Raw genomic sequence first — 19,380 nt, forward strand, 5'->3', positions numbered from 1 at the left:
CAACATGGGGCAGTATGGAGCCGAAGGGCGGATTGGCAATTTGGAAACAACCTGCCTTGGAACCTGCTGTTTTCAGGGCAAAATCCGCTTCGGCAATCGTTTATTTTGAAAAGAAAGGCGGCATATCCGGCGGATGCGGATATGGCGGATTTCGTTTACAATCCGGCTTTAGCTTCAAACAATAAAGCAGCCAACGGTAATAAAAGGACACTCCGTGAACAAAAAGCACGCATATTTAGCAGTGGTAGCCGCTTCGGCATTGGTGCTGGGCGGGTGCGACAAAGTGGAAAGTTTTTTCGGCAACAACGATAAAAGCGGTGAGCTGGTACAACGCATCGAAACCAAGAAAAACGACGGCAGCGTCAACATGCTGCTGCCCGACTTTGCCCAACTGTTCGAGCAGGAAGGGCAGGCAGTGGTCAATATCCAGGCGACCAAAGCGGTGAAGAGTGCCGACAATTCCGAAGAAAACAGCATGGATTTGAGCCAGTTTCCCGACAACGATCCGTTTTACGAGTTTTTCAAGCGTCTGGTGCCGAACATGCCCGATATGCCCGAACAGGACGAAGGCAGCGACGAACTGAATTTCGGTTCGGGCTTCATCATCAGCCAGGACGGCTACATCCTGACCAACACCCACGTCGTTGCCAATATGGCCAATATCAAGGTGTTGCTGAACGACAAACGTGCGTATTCGGCTAAATTAATCGGTTCCGACCAGCAATCCGACGTCGCCCTGATTAAAATCGACGCCAAAGACCTGCCCGTGGTCAAAATCGGCAATCCGAAAGATTTGAAACCGGGCGAATGGGTGGCGGCCATCGGCGCACCGTTCGGCTTCGACAACAGCATCACCGCCGGCATCGTGTCCGCCAAGGGCCGCAGCCTGCCGAACGAAAACTATACGCCGTTCATCCAGACCGACGTCGCCATCAACCCCGGCAATTCGGGCGGGCCGCTGTTTAACCTGAAAGGGCAGGTGGTCGGCATCAATTCGCAGATTTACAGCCGCAGCGGCGGATTTATGGGCATTTCGTTCGCCATCCCGATTGATGTGGCGATGAATGTGGCCGACCAAATCAAGAAAACCGGCAAGGTGCAGCGCGGCCAGCTCGGGGTGATTATTCAGGAAGTATCATATGATTTGGCCAAATCGTTCGGTTTGGACAAGGCCGGCGGCGCACTGGTCGCCAAAATCATGCCCAACAGTCCGGCGGCCCAGGCCGGTTTGCAGGTGGGCGACATCGTGCGCAGCGTCAACGGCGAGGAAGTGCGCGCCTCCAGCGACCTGCCCGTTATGGTGGGTGCGATTGCCCCGGGTAAGGAAGTCAGGTTGGGCGTATGGCGTAAGGGCGAAGAAATTTCCGTCAAAGTACAGCTCGGCAGCGTCGGCGCATCGGTGGAAACCGGCAGCTCCGGCAGCAGCAATCCCGCCAAACAGCCGGATGCGGCGGGTTTTACCGTCGAAAATACCGGACTGACCTTGCAGGTGCAGAATTCCGATAACAAACAGCATTTGATTGTAACGCGGGTAACGGGGGCCGCCGAACGTGCAGGCTTGAAGCGCGGCGACGAAATCTTAGCCGTGAGCCAGATTACGGTAGACGACGAATCCACCTTCCGCAGCGCATTGGAAAATGCGGGTAAAAACGTGCCGCTCTTGGTGCAGCGCGACGGCAACACGCTGTTTTTGGCGTTGAACCTGCAATAAAAAACATTTCAGACGGCATCAAAGCCTGTATCGATGGTAGAATACCCGCTCCAAAACGGCGGGTATTTTGCTGCCGTCCGTTTCCCGACGACAGGGGGGCCGCGCCCCGCTGCGTATGTTCAATATTTCAGACGGCCCCGGAGGCTTGGTCGGGCCGTCTGAAAATTACAAGAAAACAGACAACTTATGGAATTGGCCGATTATTCACATTCGTTCTTATCCGTCGTCCCCGCCGCGCTGGCCTTGTTGCTGGCAGTCGTTACCCGCCGCGTGCTGCTGTCGCTGGGAATCGGCATTATTCTCGGTGCGGTGCTGCTGGCGGGCGGGAATCCGTCAAACACCCTGCTGCACTTGAAAGATATGGCGGTCGGGCTGGTCTGGACGGACGGCGGCTGGTCGCTGGGCAAGCTTAAAATCCTGATTTTCCTGCTGCTGCTGGGCGTGTTTACCTCGCTGCTCACTTATTCCGGCAGCAATCAGGCGTTTGCAGATTGGGCGAAGCACCATATCAAAGACAAACGCGGGGCGAAAATGCTGACGGCGGGACTGGTATTCGTTACTTTCATCGACGACTATTTCCACAGCCTCGCCGTGGGTGCGATTGCTCGCCCTGTTGCCGACAAATTCAAAATTTCCCGCGCCAAGCTGGCCTATATCCTTGACTCGACCGCCGCGCCGATGTGCGTGCTGATGCCCGTCTCAAGCTGGGGCGCCTCGATTATCGCCACGCTGGCCGGTTTGCTCGTTACTTACAAAATCACCGGATACACGCCGATGGGCACGTTCGTCGCCATGAGCCTGATGAATTACTACGCCTTGTTCGCGCTGATTATGGTGTTTGTCGTCGCTTGGTTTTCCTTCGACATCGGCTCGATGGCGCGCCTCGAACATGCCGCACAACATGAAAACCACGACGAGGCCCAGATTTCAGACGGCGTGAAAGGGCGGGTTTACGCGCTGATTATTTCCATGCTGGTGCTGATTTTTGCCACCGTGTCCGCCATGTTGTACACCGGCAGCCGTTCGCTGGAAACTTTCAGTATTTTGGGGGCGTTTGAAAATACCGATGTGAACACTTCGCTGGTGGTCGGCGGGTTGTCGGGTGTGGCGGCGGTATTGCTGACCACCGTCGGCGCCATCAAACCCTCCGATTACGGCAAAGCGGTTTGGCAGGGCATAAAATCCATGTTCGGCGCGATTACCATTTTGATTTTAGCGTGGCTCATCAGTACCGTGGTCAGCGAAATGCACACCGGCGAATACCTTTCCACGCTGGTTGCCGGCAACATCAATTCCGGCTTCCTGCCCGTTATCCTGTTCCTATTGGCCAGCGTGATGGCGTTCGCTACCGGCACAAGCTGGGGCACGTTCGGCATCATGCTGCCGATTGCCGCCGCAATGGCGGTCAAAGTCGACGCCACGCTGGTGATTCCCTGTATGTCGGCAGTCATGGCCGGCGCAGTGTGCGGCGACCACTGTTCGCCCATTTCCGACACGACGATTTTGTCGTCCACCGGCGCACGCTGCAACCACATGGACCACGTTACCTCGCAACTGCCTTATGCGCTGACGGTGGCGGCGGCGGCGGGTGCGGGTTATCTGGCTTTGGGTTTCGCCAAATCGGCACTGCTGGGTTTTGCTGTAACAGGCGTGGTGTTGACCGCATTGATTTTAATGCTGAAAAGTAAGAATGCCGCGCAGAAATCTTGATTAATCGTTGTTTCAGACGGCCTTCCGTGTATCCGGAGGCCGTCTGAAAATGCAAAACAGACTCAAAGCGGCGGGAAACACAGCCGCCCTGACTCCGAAAGGACAAAATGACCCTACCCATCATCCCGCGTGGCCCGGTAATGGCCGATGTCAACGCCTTCCGTCTGACCGACGAAGAAAAACAGCGTCTGCTTGACCCTGCCGTCGGCGGCGTGATTCTGTTCCGCCGCAATTTCGAAAACGTGGCGCAGCTCAAAGAACTGGTGCGCGAAATCAAAGCCGTGCGCACGCCCGAACTGATTGTGGCGGTCGACCACGAAGGCGGCCGCGTGCAGCGTTTTATCGACGGTTTCACCCGCCTGCCCGCCATGAACGTATTGGGCCGGATTTGGGACGAACAAGGCCCCGATGCGGCCAAGGCGCAAGCCGAACAGGTCGGCTGGGTGCTGGCTGCCGAACTTTCCGCCTGCGGCATCGACCTGTCGTTTACCCCCGTGCTGGATTTGGATTGGGGGCAATGCGCCGTTATCGGCAACCGCAGTTTCCACCATGATGCCGAAACCGTGGCCGAGCTGGCTTTGGCCTTACAGAAAGGGCTGAACCGCGGCGGCATGAAGTCTTGCGGCAAACACTTCCCCGGCCACGGCTTCGTCGAAGGCGACAGCCATCATGTCCTGCCGCAGGACGGCCGCAGTATGGCGGAGCTGGAAGCCGCAGACATCGTGCCGTTCCGCAGAATGAGCGCGGCAGGCATGGCGGCGGTTATGCCCGCCCATGTGGTTTATCCGCAGGTAGACGGCAATCCGGCCGGATTTTCCGCAAAATGGCTGAAAGACATCCTGCGCCGCGACATCGGCTTCAAAGGCGTGATTTTTTCAGACGACCTGACGATGAAAGGCGCGTGCGGCGCAGGCGGCATCAAAGAGCGGGCGCGGATTTCGTTCGATGCGGGCTGCGACATCGTGCTGGTGTGCAACCGCCCCGATTTGGTTGACGAACTGAGGGACGGTTTCGATATGCCCGACAATGCCGAACTCGCCGCCCGCTGGCAGTATATGGCCAATACGTTGGGGGCGGACGAGGCAGAAAAAACAATACGGACCGAGGCATTCCGAGCCGCCCGGGAAGTCACCGCGCGGCTGGCGTCGCCGAAAGACACCGAGGGCGGTGTGAAAGTGGGCGAAGCATTCTGACGGAGTCCGTCTGACTTTGTTACAACGGAGCCGCTGAACAAACCGCAGGCCGTCTGAAACAATTTTCAGACGGCCTGCGGTTTGTTTCAGATAAATCCAAATCCGTGTTCGTCGATTTTCAGGATGGACGCTTGGTCCTTTTTCCAGTCGCCCAATACAATCCGCGTAAATCCGTCGTTGCGGTGGATGTTCTGGCGGTGGGTATGGCCGTGTATCAGCAGGTCCGCCCCGTATCTGCCGACCGTTTCGGCCACAGTTTGCGGGTTGACGTCCATGATTTCGGCCGCTTTGCGCTGTTTGTCCTGCTTGCTGGTTTGGCGGATTTTTTTTGCGATGCTGACTCGCAGCGGCAGCGGCAGCAGCAGAAACAGCTTCTGCCGCCATTTTTGGTGCACTTTGCGGCGGAACTGCTGGTAGCGGACATCGTCCGTACACAAGGTGTCGCCGTGGCAGATGAGCGTTTTCCGTCCGAACAAATCAACCGTTTGGTATTCGGGCAGCAAAATCATGCCGGTTTCCGCGGCGAAACGTTTGCCGAGCAGGAAATCGCGGTTGCCGTGGATAAAATAGCATTTTACCCCGCGTCCGGTCAGATGGCGGATGGCCTGTTTGACCGTATCCGTCAGGACGGAGCGTTCGTCATCGCCTATCCAAAAGTCGAACAGGTCGCCGAGTATGTAAACCGCCTGCGCTTTTTCCGCCTCGCCATACATAAAGTGCAGGAAGAGTTCGGTCAGGTCCGGGCGGGCTTCGCTCAGGTGCAGGTCGGCAATGAAATAAACGGTCATGGCTAATCGGAGGGAAATAGGTTGCCGCCATTATATAGAGAATTTCGGGCGGGGCGTTTGTATGGGCGGGTAGGGAAGCGCAAAAAAAACAGAGGCCGTCTGAAAAACCGATTTCAGACGGCCTCACGGCATCAAACGCTTAGTGCGAACCTACTTTGATTTTCTGCCACAGGTTCACGCTCAGTTTTTTTGCGTCCGAACTCATTTGCGGCATCACGAAACCGTTTTTCATGTCTTCCGCAGTCGGGAAGATGGAACGGGTGGCAACCAATTTGGCCGGCATTTTTTCACGCGCCGGTTTGCTTGCGGGCGCAAAGGTAACGGCAATACCGTTTTTCGCAGCCACTTCGGGGTCCAGCGTGTAGTCGATGTATTTGTGGGCGTTAGCGACGTTTTTCGCATCGACCGGAATCAACCACGATTCAATCCAGAAGCCCATGCCTTTCGGAGTCAACACCTCGATGCCGACATTGTTTTTCACCTCTTCCGAGCGGGCTTTGGCCAAGTTCAAATCGCCGCCGTTGCCCGCCGCCAGACAGATTTCGCCGCGTGCCAGCTCGTCGATGATGGACGGGCTGAAGCGTTTAACGTCGGGACGGATGGCTTTCAACACTTCCGCCGCCGCCTTGATGTCGGCAGGATTCGAACCTTTGGGGTCTTTACCTAGATAGTTCAGGACAATCGGGAACATTTCGCTCGGCGTGTCCCACAGCGCGATGCCGCAGGATTTCAGTTTGTTGGTGTATTCCGGTTTGAACAGTAAATCCCAGCCGTTTTCAGGCAGTTTGTCGCCCAAGATTTCTTTGCCTTTCGCCGTAATCGCCAAAGTGTTCACGCCGGAGAAATACGGCACTGCATACTGATTGCTCGGATCGGCGGTTTCCAGCATCTTCAGCAGTTCGGGGTCGATATTTTTATAGTTGGGAATCAGGTCCTTATTAATTTTCTGATACGCTCCGGCCTCGATTTGGCGCGGCAGGAAGGCGATGCCCGGCACCACTAGGTCATACCCCGATTTGCCGGTCAGCATTTTCGCTTCCAGAGTCTCGTTGTTTTCATATAAATCGTAGCGCAGTTTGAGTTTGTTCTGCTTTTTGAAATCGTCAACCGTACTTTCGTCGACATAGTTCGACCAGTTGTAGATATTGAGGGTATCGGTTGCGGCAGGCGTACCGGCGTTGGCAGCAGATGCTTGCGCACCGGCTTGAGGTTCGGCTTTCTGCCCGCCGCCGCAGGCGGCCAGCGACAATGCCGCCAATACGGCTAATACGGATTTTTTCATACGGGTTATTTTCCTGATGAAAGGTTGTAGGGAATAAAACAACACCGGCGCCCCAAAACACCCCGGAGCGGTGTGGGGCTATTGTAATGTAATGAACGATAAAAATCAAAGCGATATAAGGGGTTCGATACCGAGCGGAAAAGGCTTCGGCATCGTATCTCAGCCGGATTCCGGCCGATTCGCAGGATAAGGGGAAACAGGCTTTTACAGACAAACTACTTGCGCATAAATACCTTAGTCTTTACAATAGCACGTTTATGAAATTAGTTTTTTCAGGAGATATTCAATATGGCAAACAGCGCACAAGCCCGCAAACGTGCCCGCCAATCGGTTAAACAACGCGCCCACAACGCCAGCCTGCGTACCGCTTTCCGTACTGCGGTTAAGAAGGTGCTGAAAGCTGTCGAAGCAGGCGATAAAGCCGCCGCCCAGGCTGTTTACAAAGAGTCGGTAAAAGTTATCGACCGTATCGCCGATAAAGGTGTTTATCACAAAAACAAAGCGGCCCGCCACAAGAGCCGCCTGTCTGCCAAAATTAAAGCATTGGCTTGATTTTGACTGGTTTCGCTGCGGAAAGGCCGCGGCACGATGCAGATGCCCCTGAGCGGAATATTCCCAGGGGCTTTGCTTTGTCCGGCGGAAATGTTTTCAGACGGCCTGTCTGCCTATATACTTCGAAAACAAGATGGTCTTGCGGTAACGGCTGTTTGGGTTACGGATTTTCGGAGGCCGTCTGAAAATGATTTTTAGAAACGGTAACAGTATGAAATTCAAACAGTATATGGTTCTGGGCGCGGGATTTGCCGTGCTGTCGCCGATGTCATGGGCGGCGGATGCCGCCTTGCAGTGCACGACAGTGGAAGACAATGCGCTGCGTTTGGCCTGTTACGACAAAGTCTATGCTGCGCAGTTGCCGCCGGTCAAACCGCTTCCTGCCGCGACGGAAAAGGCCGAGGTCAAAACACCTGTCGATTTGAAGAAAACAGTCAGCGAAGGTTTGGAAAAGAAAGAAGCAGTCATTGTTTTCGACAAGCCTGAACATAATGTTGCCGAGGAAGACCTGCACAAAGCCGCCGAATCGTATTCGCCGCTGAGCGCCATGTATGATTTGGACAAAAACGACACCCGCGGGATTTTGTCTGTACGCGAACACAATCCCATGTACCTTTTACCCGTGTGGTACAACAGCAGCCCGAATTATTCCCCGCATTCACCGACCCGCGGTACGACGTCTGCGGAACGTTTCTCCGAGCAAAAGCGCGCCGAAGTCAAAATGCAGGTTTCCTTTAAAAGCAAAATTGCAGAAGATTTGTTTAAAAGCCGTGCCGATTTATGGTTCGGATATACTCAGAAATCCGATTGGCAGATTTACAATCAAGGCCGTAAATCTGCGCCTTTCCGCAATACCGACTACGAGCCGGAAATTTTCCTCACCCAGCCGGTGAAGGCTGATTTGCCCTTCGGCGGCAAGTTGCGCATGATAGGCGCGGGATTCCTGCACACATCCAACGGTCAGAGCCGTCCGGAATCGCGTTCGTGGAACAGGGTATATACGATGGCGGGCATGGAATGGGGCAGGTTGACGCTGGTGCCGCGGCTGTGGCTGCCCGTGTTCGACAAAAGTAACGACGACAACGACAATCCCGACATTAAAGACTACATGGGCTATGGCGACCTGAAGGTGCAATACCGCTTGGACGACAAGAAAAATATTTATTCGGTTTGGCGTTACAACCCGAAAATCGGACACGGCGCAGTGGAGGCGGCTTATACCTTCCCGCTTAAAGGCCGTCTGAAAGGTGTGGTGCGCGGCTTCCACGGCTATGGCGAAAGCCTTATTGATTACAATCACAAACAGAACGGTATCGGCATCGGCCTGATGTTCAACGATTGGGACGGAATCTAACGGCCGGTGCGCAAAAACATTCGTTTCCTACCGGCCTAGCGCGTATAATGACGCGTTTGGCAAAAACCGTCGGAATGCAAAATACGGAATAAAATGGCAGAACATAAAGCCGAAAGCGGCAAAATAGGCAAGGCATTGAAAAAATACCTGATAACGGGCGTGCTGGTATGGCTGCCCATTGCCGTAACCATTTGGGTCATCAACTATATCGTGTCGGCTTCCGACCAGTTGATTAATCTGTTGCCGCTGCGGTGGCAGCCGAAAAACCTTATCGGATTCGATGTGCCCGGATTGGGCGTCATCCTGACCGTGGCGGCGTTGTTTATCACAGGGTTGTTCGGGGCCAACGTATTGGGCAAGCGGATTATTTCCGCGTGGGACGGGATGCTGAGCCATATTCCCGTCGTCAAATCCATCTATACCAGCGTTAAAAAAGTATCCGAGTCGCTGCTTTCAGACGGCAGCCGCTCGTTTAAAACGCCCGTTCTCGTGCCGTTTCCCCAGCCTGAAATCTGGACGTTGGCATTTGTCTCCGGCAGCATTCCCCAAGCGTTGCAAAACAGCTTGCCGCAGGATGAAGAATACGTTTCCGTATATGTTCCGACCACGCCCAACCCGACCGGCGGCTATTACATCATGGTGAAAAAGAGCGACGTGCGCGAACTCGACATGAGCGTGGACGAGGCCTTGAAATATGTGATTTCGCTGGGAATGGTGATGCCGGACGAATTGCCCGTCAAACTTTCGGAAGACGGTGGGCAGTCTGGAGGGCGGATTTCCTAAAATACCACTTCAGGCCGTCTGAAACGGGTTTTCAGACGGCCTAGCCTGTTAAATATCAAATCAAACATTATCAAAAGGTGATTTTATGCGTACCAACTATTGCGGCCTGATCAGCGAGCAATACTTAGACCAAACCGTAACCGTCAAAGGCTGGGTACACCGCCGGCGCGACCACGGCGGTGTGATTTTTATCGACCTGCGCGACCGCGAAGGCATCGTCCAAGTCGTGATTGACCCCGATACGCCCGAAGCGTTTGCCACTGCCGATTCCGCCCGCAACGAATACGTTTTGAGCATTACCGGCCGCGTGCGCAACCGTCCCGAAGGCACGACCAACGACAAAATGATTTCCGGCAAAATCGAAATCCTGGCCAAAGAAATCGAAGTGTTGAACACCGCCGCTACGCCGCCGTTCCAAATCGACGACGAAAACATCAGCGAAAACGTGCGCCTGACCAACCGCGTTATCGACCTGCGCCGTCCGGTGATGCAGCGCAACCTGCGCCTGCGTTATCAAGTCGCTATGGGTGTTCGCCGTTATTTGGATGCGCAAGGCTTCATCGACATCGAAACCCCGATGTTGACCCGCTCCACTCCCGAAGGCGCGCGCGACTACCTCGTGCCGAGCCGCGTTCATCCGGGCGAGTTTTTCGCGCTGCCGCAATCGCCGCAATTGTTCAAACAACTGTTGATGGTGGCGGGTTTCGACCGTTACTACCAAATCACTAAGTGCTTCCGCGACGAAGACTTGCGTGCCGACCGCCAGCCTGAATTCACCCAAATCGACTTGGAAACCTCGTTCTTGAACGAGGATGAAATCATGGACATCACCGAAGGCATGGCGAAACAAGTCTTCCAAGACGCGTTGGGCGTGGACTTGGGCGATTTCCCGCGTATGCCTTACGCCGAAGCCATGTTCTACTACGGCTCCGACAAACCCGATATGCGCATCAGCCTGAAATTCACCGAGCTGACCGACCTGATGAAAACGGAAGAATTCAAAGTCTTCCGTGGCGCAGCCGACATGAAGGGCGGCCGCGTGGTTGCCCTGCGCGTACCGAACGGCGCGAAATTCAGCCGTAAAGAAATCGACGAATACACGAAATTTGTCGGCATCTACGGCGCGAAAGGTTTGGCGTACATCAAAGTGAACGATGTCAGCAACCTTTCCAACGGCGAAGACAGCGGTCTGCAATCTCCAATCGTGAAATTCCTGTCTGAAAACGCCCTGAAAGAAATCATTGAGCGTACCGGCGCGCAAAACGGCGACATCATCTTCTTCGGCGCAGACAAAGCCAAAGTCGTGAACGAAGCCATCGGCGCGCTGCGTATCAAAGTCGGTTTGGAACACGGCGCGGAAAACGGCTACTTCGTGGACGAATGGAAACCTTTGTGGGTCGTTGATTTCCCGATGTTCGAATACGATGAAGACGGCGACCGCTGGGCAGCCATGCACCATCCGTTCACCTCGCCCAAGCCAGGCCATGAAGACCTGATGGCATCCGATCCTGAAAACTGCCTGGCCCGCGCCTACGACATGGTGTTGAACGGCTGGGAAATCGGTGGCGGTTCCATCCGTATCCATCGTGCCGACGTACAGGAAAAAGTGTTCGCCGCTCTGAAAATCAGCCCCGAAGAGCAACAGGAAAAATTCGGCTTCCTCTTGGACAACCTGAAATTCGGCGCGCCTCCGCACGGCGGTTTGGCATTCGGCCTCGACCGTCTGGTGACGCTGATGACCGGCGCCGAATCCATCCGCGACGTGATTGCCTTCCCGAAAACCCAACGCGCCCAATGTCTGCTGACCAACGCGCCGAATGCGGTGGACGACAAACAGCTGCGAGAATTGAGTTTGCGCCTGCGTCAAAAAGCGACCGAAAATAAAGAAGCCTGATTTTTATCGGATTCAAATGAAAGGCCGTCTGAAAACACTGTTTTCAGACGGCCTTTTGGTCCATTCCGGTAAGGCGGGCGTTGCAGGATGGCCTTTTGCTTGATTACCTGAACCAGCCGCGCACACGCTCCAAGCCGCCGAAGTTGATGCAGGCATCGGCATTGGCCTGGGTTTTCGGTTTGGCATGGTAAGCTACGCCGATACCGGCTTCTTTCAGCATCGGAATATCGTTGGCGCCGTCGCCCATCGCCAGCACTTGGTGCGGTTGCAAACCCAGACGGCTACGGTATTCGCGCAGCAAATCCGCTTTGGCCTGCGCGTCGATGATTTTTCCTTTCAGACGGCCTGTCAGCCTGCCGTTTTTTATTTCCAATACGTTGGCGTAGTGGTATTCGAAGCCCAAACGTTGTTGCAGACGTTCGGTAAAGAAGGTAAATCCGCCCGATACCAACATGAATTTCACATCGTGCTTTTTACATTCGTCCAACAGAAATTCCGCGCCCGGCGAGAGTTGCAGCACGTTTTCATACACTTCTTCCAACACGCGGCTGTCCAAGCCTTCCAACAATGCCACGCGGCTGCGTAAAGACTGCTCGAAATCCAGTTCGCCGCACATCGAACGCTCGGTAATCTCCGCCACTTTGTCTTTCAAACCGACTCCTTCCGCGATTTCGTCCACGCATTCGATGGTAATCAATGTCGAATCCATATCGCTCACAATCAGTCCCAAATCTTCAAAAGCCATATCGGGCAGGATTGCATGGTCGATTTGTTGGCGGGCCAAGACTTCCTTTTCTCCGGCCGGCAGCGTGAACGCCGAATCCACGGCAAATCGCAGGCTGTTATTGCCCGCGACGGGGGCGGGAAGGTTGAAATGGGCCAATACGTTTGAATTGCGGTCTGTCAGAGACGGGGACTGAAGGATAAGGGCGGTTTGCATGGGAGGAGGCAGGGCAGGATCGAAAAAACGGATTATAAAACCAAACCGCTTGAAAACCCATATAGCTTTGGCGGACGGAAAGAAAAAACGATATGTATCTGATTGGGAGGCCGTCTGAAATTCAGTTTCATGTCGGGTTTTCAGACGGCCTTTGGATTTACAAAAAAGAGGGTTTCATACGCCCACCTTAACCACGACAGTCATCCCGTATCTTCCCTGATCCGGCGGGGGAAGGTTAGGATGGCGGTTTTCGGATGCACGGACAAAGGTCGTAAAACCATCCTCTCCACTTTGATTTATGACAAGATGTGTGAAAAAACGTGAGGCCGTCTGAAAAAAACGATTGCCAATTTTTACAGCTAGAGTATAGTTCTTTATAACTAATTTTCAGCTAGTTCCTTATATCTATCTTTGCAACCTTGGATAAGTAGTTGCCATTGGGTATTCCGCCCGGCGGCAACATTTTTTTATCCGCAAGGGTTTGATAAATTTTATTCGTTTTATCTGACGCAGGTCGTCTGAAAAACATAATACTTTGAATATTTATAGTTTTTATGGTTATAAATATCAAATAAAAATAAACATTTTACGACAACAGCTTTATCTGGAATCAATCAAATGAACAATATAAACAAAGAGAAACTTTTCAAACTCAGCACCTTGGCACTCTGCCTTGCCGCGCTGCCGCAAGCCGTTCACGCCGCTGAAGAAGTGCAGCAGGTGGAATTAAAGCAGGTCAATGTGGTCGGCAAAAACCGCAGCTTGCGTACCGAAAATCAAAACAGCTACACCGTATCCGCGATGCGTTCGACTACGGGATTGGTGCTTTCTCCGAGGGAAATTCCCCAATCCGTCAGCGTCATCACCAAAAAACAACTTGAAGACCAAGGCGTGACCAGTCTCGAAGGCGCGTTGCAAAACGCTACGGGCGTCAACGTCTTCAAAAGCGGCGGGCGCACGCATTTCATGTCGCGCGGCTATTTTATCGAGCAACTTGAAGAAGACGGCATTGCCACTCAAATCGGTTCGCCCGGCGGATTCGGCTTGGGCGGTCCGTCCGGCGACCCGACCAGCGTAACCGATATAGCGATGTACGACCGCATCGAAGTGGTACGCGGCGCGGCCGGGCTGACGCAGGCAAACAACGAACCGGGCGGCACGATTAACGCCGTCCGTAAGAAACCGACCTCCAAACGCCAGCTTTCCGCCGATTTGACGGTCAACACATGGGGCAAAGTGGGCGGCACGTTTGACGCGTCAGGCGCTTTAAGTCCTGAACACGGCCTGCGCGGACGCTTTGTCGGCTCGGCTGGCAGCAACAAAACCTTCCAAGACCAATCCGGCGGCCGCGACATCCTGCTTTACGGCGTGATGGACAAAGACATCGGCGACAACAGCAAGCTCACTTGGGGCGCAAGCTATCTCAACCAAACCAAAACGCCCGACCCCGACGGTCTGCCCATGCGCGCTGACGGCAAAGAATGGAAACGCAGCCGCTATCTCGGCGCAGATTGGAACGAAGCCCGTCTGAAAAAACACAACCTCTTTGCCGAATTTGAACATTATTTCAACGACAACTGGAAACTGAGCAGCAAGCTGGACTGGCGCAAAAGCGACAGCTTAAAAGAATATTACACGCTGGGCGGCACAGATAACGGTATAGGTACGGACGGTTTGGGCAAAACTTACAGCTTCGACCGCTACGACACGGACAGCCGCCAGTTTACTTTCCAAAACAACCTGACCGGCCGCATCTTCGCCTTCGGCCAAAGCCATGACCTCTTCTTCATGCACAGCTATTCCAAAGAGAAGATGAACACGGGCAACCGCTGGTTCGACGACAGCAGCACCTATAACGCGGATGCATTCAACGGCAGCGAAAAAGCCAAACCCGATTGGAATGCCGATACCGCCAAGTCACGCGGCGGCAACGGCAGCTACCGCACCCACGCCTTCGGTTTGGGCGCGCGCATCAATCCTACCGACAAACTGCACGTCATTGTCGGCGGACGCTATACCAACTGGCACCGCAACCTCTATTGGGACAGAAACCTCAAAGACAGCTCGGAAGGCACGTATTACGCGCTCAAACGCAACCGCTTCATCCCCTATGCCGGCATCACTTACGACATTACACCTAAACAAAGCGTTTACGCCGCCTATACATCCATCTTCAAACAAACGATGAACCGCGACTACAACGACAACCTTCTGCCGCCGATTATGGGACGCAACTACGAAATCGGCTGGAAAGGCGAATGGAACGAAGGTCGTCTGAATACTTCCGTCGCCCTCTACCGCACCGACAAAGACAACAACAACCAACGCGTCAATGCCCGTCCGCACCCTTATTGGGAACCGCTGGATCAAAGCAGCCGCGGTTTGGACGCCGAAATTTCCGGCAGCCTGACCGACCGTTGGCAGGTTTACGCAGGCTACACCTTCAACCGCAGTACCAACCGCAACAGCGTCGGTGACAATGTTGAATCGCGCCGAAAAGGCTACAACTTCAGCAGCCATACGCCGAAACATATGTTCCGTCTCTACACCAGCTATATCCTGCCGGTGGATGACGGCAAATGGACGGTCGGACTGGGAGTAAAGAGCAGCAGCAAAACTGCCAACTCCTACGGTTCCATCAAGCAAGGCAGCTACACGGTTTGGAATACCAACGTACAATACCGCCCGAGCAAAAACCTGCAACTGGGGCTGGCGGTCAACAACCTGACCGACAAACGCTACTACGAAAACCAATACAGCCGTGCCGCCAACAGCGGCAGCTTCTACGGCGAACCGCGCAATGCCGTGTTCAGCCTGAAGTGGAAGATGTAGCCGCCGTATGAAATAAGGCCGTCTGAAAGTACAATCCCGATTTCAGACGGCCTTTCATTATCGATACAAACACAAATCCATGAACATCCTCAAAAAATTCTTCCGACTCGCCCGCCCTTTTTGGACAGGGGCACACGGGCGCATTCAATGGCTGATGCTCGCCGTCCTCATCGGCTTCACCCTTTGTTCCATCACCATCAGCGTTTGGATCGCCGCGTGGGACAAACGTTTCTACGACGCGCTGGCTGCGTTTGACGGTGCGTCCATGCCCGCACTCATCGTCGAATACCTCGGCTACATGGCGATGATAATCGGCTGCATCGTCTGCGGCGACTGGCTGCAAAAACGCCTCATTTTCCGCTGGCGCACCCACCTGACCGAACAATTCCAGCAAAACTGGCTCGAAGGCCACAAACACTACCGCCTGCGCCTGACCGGCGAACCCGACAACCCCGACCAGCGCATCGCCGAAGACATCTACCTCCTCGCCGACCAAAGCATCGGGCTGTTCCGCTCTTTCATCAATAATATTGCCAAATTCAGCGCGTTCGTCGCCGTATTGTGGACGCTCTCCGGCGTGCAAACCTTCAACATCGGCGGGCGCGACATCACCATACACGGCTACCTCGTCTGGGTTGCCCTGATTTATTCCGTCATCAGCACCCTGATTGCCCACCTCGTCGGCCGCAAACTTAAAAACCTCAACATCGACCGTCAGCACCGCGAAGCCGACTACCGCGCCGCCCTCCTGCGCGTGCGCGACCACGCCGAACAAATCGCCTTCTACAACGGCGGCGAAGCCGAAACAGGTCGTCTGAAACAACGCTACCTCCGCATCCGCGACAACTGGCGGCGGCTCACCAACTGCGAATTCCGCCAAGAAACCTTCTGGGCGGCCTATGTCCGCATCAGCATCTTCATCCCCATCCTCGCCACCCTGCCCATGTACCTCGCCAAAACCATGACCTTCGGCGACATGATGCAGACCCGCACATCGTTTGCCCGCGTCCAAGACAGCTTCGGCTGGTTCACCGACTCCTACCGCCGCCTCATCGAATGGGCGGCAGTCGTCGAACGCCTCTCCGGTTTTCAGACGGCCTTGGAACAAGTAGAAAAAGAAGGCAGAAGCGCCGCCCGCCCAGCACCCGCCCTGACTTTAAACAACCACCGCCAAAGCGGTATCCTCGTCCTGCAAAACCTCACCGTCCACACCCAAACCGGCAGCCCCTTGCTCACCGACATCAACCTCGAAGCCCACGCCCCCGAATGGGTATTGCTCGAAGGCAGAAGCGGCATCGGCAAATCCACCCTGTTGCGCGCCCTTGCAGGCTTATGGCCGTATTACCAAGGCAGCTTCGCCCTCGGCGGCAGCCTCCTCTTCCTGCCCCAACGCCCCTACCTCCCCGCCGACACCCTGCGCCACACCGTCAGCTATCCCCACACCGTCTGCCAAGACGACCGACTTATTCAGACGACCTTGGAGCAGGTCGGGCTAGACCGCCTGAAAGATAATTTAGACGAACCATACGAATGGCACGGCATCCTTTCCGGCGGCGAACAGCAACGCCTCAGCCTCGCCCGCGCGCTGCTGCACAAACCGCAAATCCTGTTCCTCGACGAAGCCACCAACCAGCTCGACGGCGAATCCGCATTGGCGCTGATGCAAACCCTCAAACGTGCTTTACCCGACACCCTCGTCATCGGTATCAGCCATCAATCTGAAATCAAAAAACTGTTTGAGCAGAGACTGGTATTGGATGAATAATAAAAACAGTTGCAATCAGGCAAGTTTTATAATATAGTTCTTTGTAGCTAGACGGTTACTAGACTTTATAGCTAAATATACTTTCTTTGGATAATTGTTGCCTTGGTGCCCTCCTGCCCACAGGCAACTTTTTTTGGCCGTCTGAATCGAATATACCGGGTTCCGTCCGAACGGAACGGATTTTCACAGGACTGAAAGGAGCAGGGCGATGGCAGACGGCATATTGCGGCACGGCAGATTGGGAATGGGGACATGGTGCTTGGGCGACCGTCCGGAAATGCGTTCGGAGGAAATCGCCGCACTGCGCTATGGATTGGAGCAGGGCATCACGATTATCGACACGGCGGAACTTTACGGCGGCGGCCGCTCGGAGCGTTTGGTCGGCGAAGCCGTCAAACCGTTTGCGCGCGAGGAAATCTATCTGGTTTCCAAAGTATTGCCCGCCAATGCCGGCCGCCACCGTCTGGAGCAGAGCCTCGACGCTTCGCTCAAGGCGCTGCAAACCGATTATCTGGATATGTACCTCTACCACTGGCGCGGCAGCACGCCGCTTCAGGAAACGGTTGACGCGCTGGAGGCGGCTGCGGCGAAGGGCAAAATCAAATCGTGGGGCGTGTCGAATTTTGATTTGGAAGATATGCAGGAGTTGCTGGAGGATACCGACGGCGGCAGCAGATGCCGGACCAACCAGGTGCTGTATCACTTGGGGTCGCGCGGTATCGAAGTCGTGTTGAAACCCTATCAGGACGAACGCGGCATTCCGACGATGGCCTATTGCCCGCTGGCGCAGGCAGGCGGGTTGCGCAGCGGGCTGATAGACAGCCCCGCGGTCAGGCAGGTGGCGCAGGAGCAGGGCGTCAGCGGCTGCCAAGTGCTGCTCTGTTTTGCGCTGGCGCAGGAAAACATGGTGTCGATTCCGCGTACCGGCAAGCTGGCGCACATGAAGGAACTGGCCGCCTGTTTGCAGATAAAGCTGTCGGACGAACAGCTGGCGTTGCTTAACCGCGCCTTTCCGGTACCTGAACGCCGGGTGCCGCTGGATGTGGAGTAACGCAGTGTTTGAGGCCGTCTGAAAAGATTTCAGACGGCCTTTATTTCTAGTGCTTCCACTACATATTCCGTTCCGCCCGTATGGAAACGGCGGGGCGAATATTCGTTTGAGACGCCGCAAAAATGCCGCGAGGCCGTCGAAAAACACGTTCCGGCAATTCGGAACAGGCTTTCAGACGGCCTCGCGGCAAGTTGCGTCCCGAATCAGTCTTTCAAACGCAATTCGGCAGAGCGCGCGTGGGCGGTCAGGCTTTCGCCGTGTGCCAACACGCTGGCGATTTTACCCAGTTTCTGCGCGCCTTGTTCGGAGACTTGGATCAGGCTGGAGCGTTTTTGGAAGTCGTAAGTGCCCAGCGGCGAGGAGAAGCGGGCGGTGCGGCTGGTGGGCAGGACGTGGTTGGGGCCGGCGCAGTAGTCGCCGAGGCTTTCGCTGGTGTAGCGTCCCATGAAAATCGCGCCGGCGTGGCGGATTTTTTTCGCCCATTCCTGCGGGTTTTCTACCGACAATTCCAAGTGTTCGGGGGAAATGTAGTTGGCGATTTCGCAGGCTTCGTCCAAGTCTTTGGCGAGTATCATCGCGCCCCTATTGCCGAGCGAGGCTTCGATGATGTCGCGGCGGGGCATGGTTTCGATGAGGCGGTTCATGGCGGTTTGGACTTCGTCGAGATAGGGCTGCGACGTGCCGATGAGGATGGCTTGGGCGATTTCGTCGTGTTCGGCTTGGCTGAACAAATCCATCGCCACCCAGTCGGCGGGCGTGGTGCCGTCGGCGATGACGAGGATTTCAGACGGCCCTGCCACCATGTCGATGCCGACCACGCCGAACATGCGGCGTTTGGCGGCGACGACGAAGGCGTTGCCCGGGCCGGTGATTTTATCGACCTGCGGTACGGACTCAGTACCGTAGGCGAGGGCGGCAACCGCCTGCGCGCCGCCGACGGTGAAGACTTTGGTGACACCCGCGACGAAGGCGGCGGCAAGCACGATGTCGTTGCGTTCGCCTTTGGGCGTGGGGACGACCATGATGATTTCTTTCACACCTGCGACATGGGCGGGCATGGCGTTCATGATGACGGAACTCGGATACGCCGCTTTGCCGCCGGGGACGTAAATGCCGACGCGGTCAAGCGGTGTAATCTGCTGTCCCAACAGCGTGCCGTCTTCGTCTTCGTAGGTCCACGATTCCATTTTTTGGCGTTGGTGGTAGCTTTCGACCCGTGCGGCGGCGGTTTTCAAGGCGGTTTGAATTTCGGGCTGCAAACGCTCAAACGCGGCCTGCAAGTCGTCTTGAGTGAGGATGAGGTCGGCTATGGTTTGGGCGGACGTGCCGTCGAAGCGGTTGGTGTATTCGATGAGCGCCGCATCACCGCGTTTTTGCACGTCGGCGCAGATGTCGGCGACGATGCGGTCGATTTCGGGGTTTTGCGCGGTTTCAAAAGCCAACAGGGCTTTGAGTTCGGCTTGGAAATCGGGCGATTGGGTGTTGAGTTTTTTCATGATTTGGGATTCTCTCTGTTTCTGTGGGG

The 19,380-nt window shown here is 55.1% G+C and carries 15 protein-coding genes; 11 read left to right on the forward strand and 4 right to left on the reverse strand.

Annotated features, from left to right (window positions below):
• Nucleotides 1–14 precede the first annotated feature (14 nt).
• The 4 genes from ACI43T_RS04545 (at nucleotide 15) to nagZ (ending at nucleotide 4,614) form a co-directional block, all read left to right on the forward strand.
• Complete coding sequence (locus ACI43T_RS04545; protein WP_405385657.1) at nucleotides 15–185, forward strand: hypothetical protein; 171 nt, start codon at nucleotides 15–17, stop codon at nucleotides 183–185.
• Nucleotides 186–214: 29 nt separating this feature from the next.
• Nucleotides 215–1,711 carry a DegQ family serine endoprotease gene (locus ACI43T_RS04550; protein ID WP_009174575.1) on the forward strand — a complete coding sequence of 499 codons (1,497 nt, stop codon included), beginning with the start codon at nucleotides 215–217 and terminating at the stop codon, nucleotides 1,709–1,711.
• 186 nt (nucleotides 1,712–1,897) lie between these two features.
• Nucleotides 1,898–3,421 carry a Na+/H+ antiporter NhaC family protein gene (locus ACI43T_RS04555; RefSeq protein ID WP_405385658.1) on the forward strand — a complete coding sequence of 508 codons (1,524 nt, stop codon included), beginning with the start codon at nucleotides 1,898–1,900 and terminating at the stop codon, nucleotides 3,419–3,421.
• A 107-nt stretch (nucleotides 3,422–3,528) separates the two neighbouring features.
• Nucleotides 3,529–4,614 carry a beta-N-acetylhexosaminidase gene (gene nagZ / locus ACI43T_RS04560; protein WP_405385659.1) on the forward strand — a complete coding sequence of 362 codons (1,086 nt, stop codon included), beginning with the start codon at nucleotides 3,529–3,531 and terminating at the stop codon, nucleotides 4,612–4,614.
• An 86-nt stretch (nucleotides 4,615–4,700) separates the two neighbouring features.
• On the opposite strand, the gene lpxH is transcribed toward nagZ, so the two are convergent.
• On the reverse strand, nucleotides 4,701–5,402 hold the full coding sequence (gene lpxH / locus ACI43T_RS04565) for a UDP-2,3-diacylglucosamine diphosphatase (protein WP_377080764.1): 702 nt from the start codon (nucleotides 5,400–5,402) through the stop codon (nucleotides 4,701–4,703).
• Between the two features lie 139 nt (nucleotides 5,403–5,541).
• Nucleotides 5,542–6,684: an extracellular solute-binding protein gene (locus ACI43T_RS04570; protein WP_405385660.1), complete on the reverse strand. Its 1,143-nt coding sequence runs from the start codon at nucleotides 6,682–6,684 to the stop codon at nucleotides 5,542–5,544.
• Nucleotides 6,685–6,972: 288 nt separating this feature from the next.
• Between ACI43T_RS04570 and rpsT the strand changes: the two genes are divergently transcribed.
• From rpsT to aspS, 4 genes are all read left to right on the forward strand, one after another.
• Nucleotides 6,973–7,236 carry a 30S ribosomal protein S20 gene (gene rpsT, locus ACI43T_RS04575; protein ID WP_009174570.1) on the forward strand — a complete coding sequence of 88 codons (264 nt, stop codon included), beginning with the start codon at nucleotides 6,973–6,975 and terminating at the stop codon, nucleotides 7,234–7,236.
• Nucleotides 7,237–7,465: 229 nt separating this feature from the next.
• A complete protein-coding gene (locus ACI43T_RS04580; RefSeq protein WP_405385676.1) occupies nucleotides 7,466–8,590 on the forward strand; it encodes a phospholipase A in 1,125 nt (374 codons plus the stop codon).
• A gap of 93 nt (nucleotides 8,591–8,683) precedes the next feature.
• The gene (locus ACI43T_RS04585) at nucleotides 8,684–9,373 is read left to right on the forward strand and encodes a DUF502 domain-containing protein (RefSeq protein WP_009174568.1); all 690 of its coding nucleotides are present in this window, start codon (nucleotides 8,684–8,686) and stop codon (nucleotides 9,371–9,373) included.
• Between the two features lie 85 nt (nucleotides 9,374–9,458).
• Complete coding sequence (gene aspS, locus ACI43T_RS04590; protein WP_377081987.1) at nucleotides 9,459–11,267, forward strand: aspartate--tRNA ligase; 1,809 nt, start codon at nucleotides 9,459–9,461, stop codon at nucleotides 11,265–11,267.
• Between the two features lie 103 nt (nucleotides 11,268–11,370).
• Here aspS and serB read toward each other — a convergent pair whose 3' ends face one another.
• Nucleotides 11,371–12,207: a phosphoserine phosphatase SerB gene (serB, locus tag ACI43T_RS04595; RefSeq protein WP_308022686.1), complete on the reverse strand. Its 837-nt coding sequence runs from the start codon at nucleotides 12,205–12,207 to the stop codon at nucleotides 11,371–11,373.
• A gap of 618 nt (nucleotides 12,208–12,825) precedes the next feature.
• On the opposite strand from serB, the gene ACI43T_RS04600 reads away from it, so the two are divergent.
• The 3 genes from ACI43T_RS04600 (at nucleotide 12,826) to ACI43T_RS04610 (ending at nucleotide 17,855) form a co-directional block, all read left to right on the forward strand.
• Nucleotides 12,826–15,039 (forward strand): TonB-dependent siderophore receptor, encoded by a 2,214-nt coding sequence (locus tag ACI43T_RS04600; RefSeq protein ID WP_405385661.1) that lies wholly within the window; start codon nucleotides 12,826–12,828, stop codon nucleotides 15,037–15,039.
• A 79-nt stretch (nucleotides 15,040–15,118) separates the two neighbouring features.
• Nucleotides 15,119–16,804, forward strand: a complete 1,686-nt coding sequence (locus ACI43T_RS04605; protein WP_405385662.1) for an ABC transporter ATP-binding protein/permease — start codon at nucleotides 15,119–15,121, stop codon at nucleotides 16,802–16,804.
• Nucleotides 16,805–17,012: 208 nt separating this feature from the next.
• The gene (locus ACI43T_RS04610) at nucleotides 17,013–17,855 is read left to right on the forward strand and encodes an aldo/keto reductase (RefSeq protein WP_405385663.1); all 843 of its coding nucleotides are present in this window, start codon (nucleotides 17,013–17,015) and stop codon (nucleotides 17,853–17,855) included.
• Nucleotides 17,856–18,058: 203 nt separating this feature from the next.
• Here the strand turns inward: ACI43T_RS04610 and hisD are convergent, their stop codons facing one another.
• Nucleotides 18,059–19,351, reverse strand: coding sequence for a histidinol dehydrogenase (gene hisD, locus ACI43T_RS04615; RefSeq protein ID WP_405385677.1), 1,293 nt, complete (start codon nucleotides 19,349–19,351; stop codon nucleotides 18,059–18,061).
• Nucleotides 19,352–19,380: the final 29 nt, after the last annotated feature.

It is taken from the genome of Neisseria oralis (assembly GCF_045062685.1).
Taxonomy (GTDB): domain Bacteria; phylum Pseudomonadota; class Gammaproteobacteria; order Burkholderiales; family Neisseriaceae; genus Neisseria; species Neisseria oralis.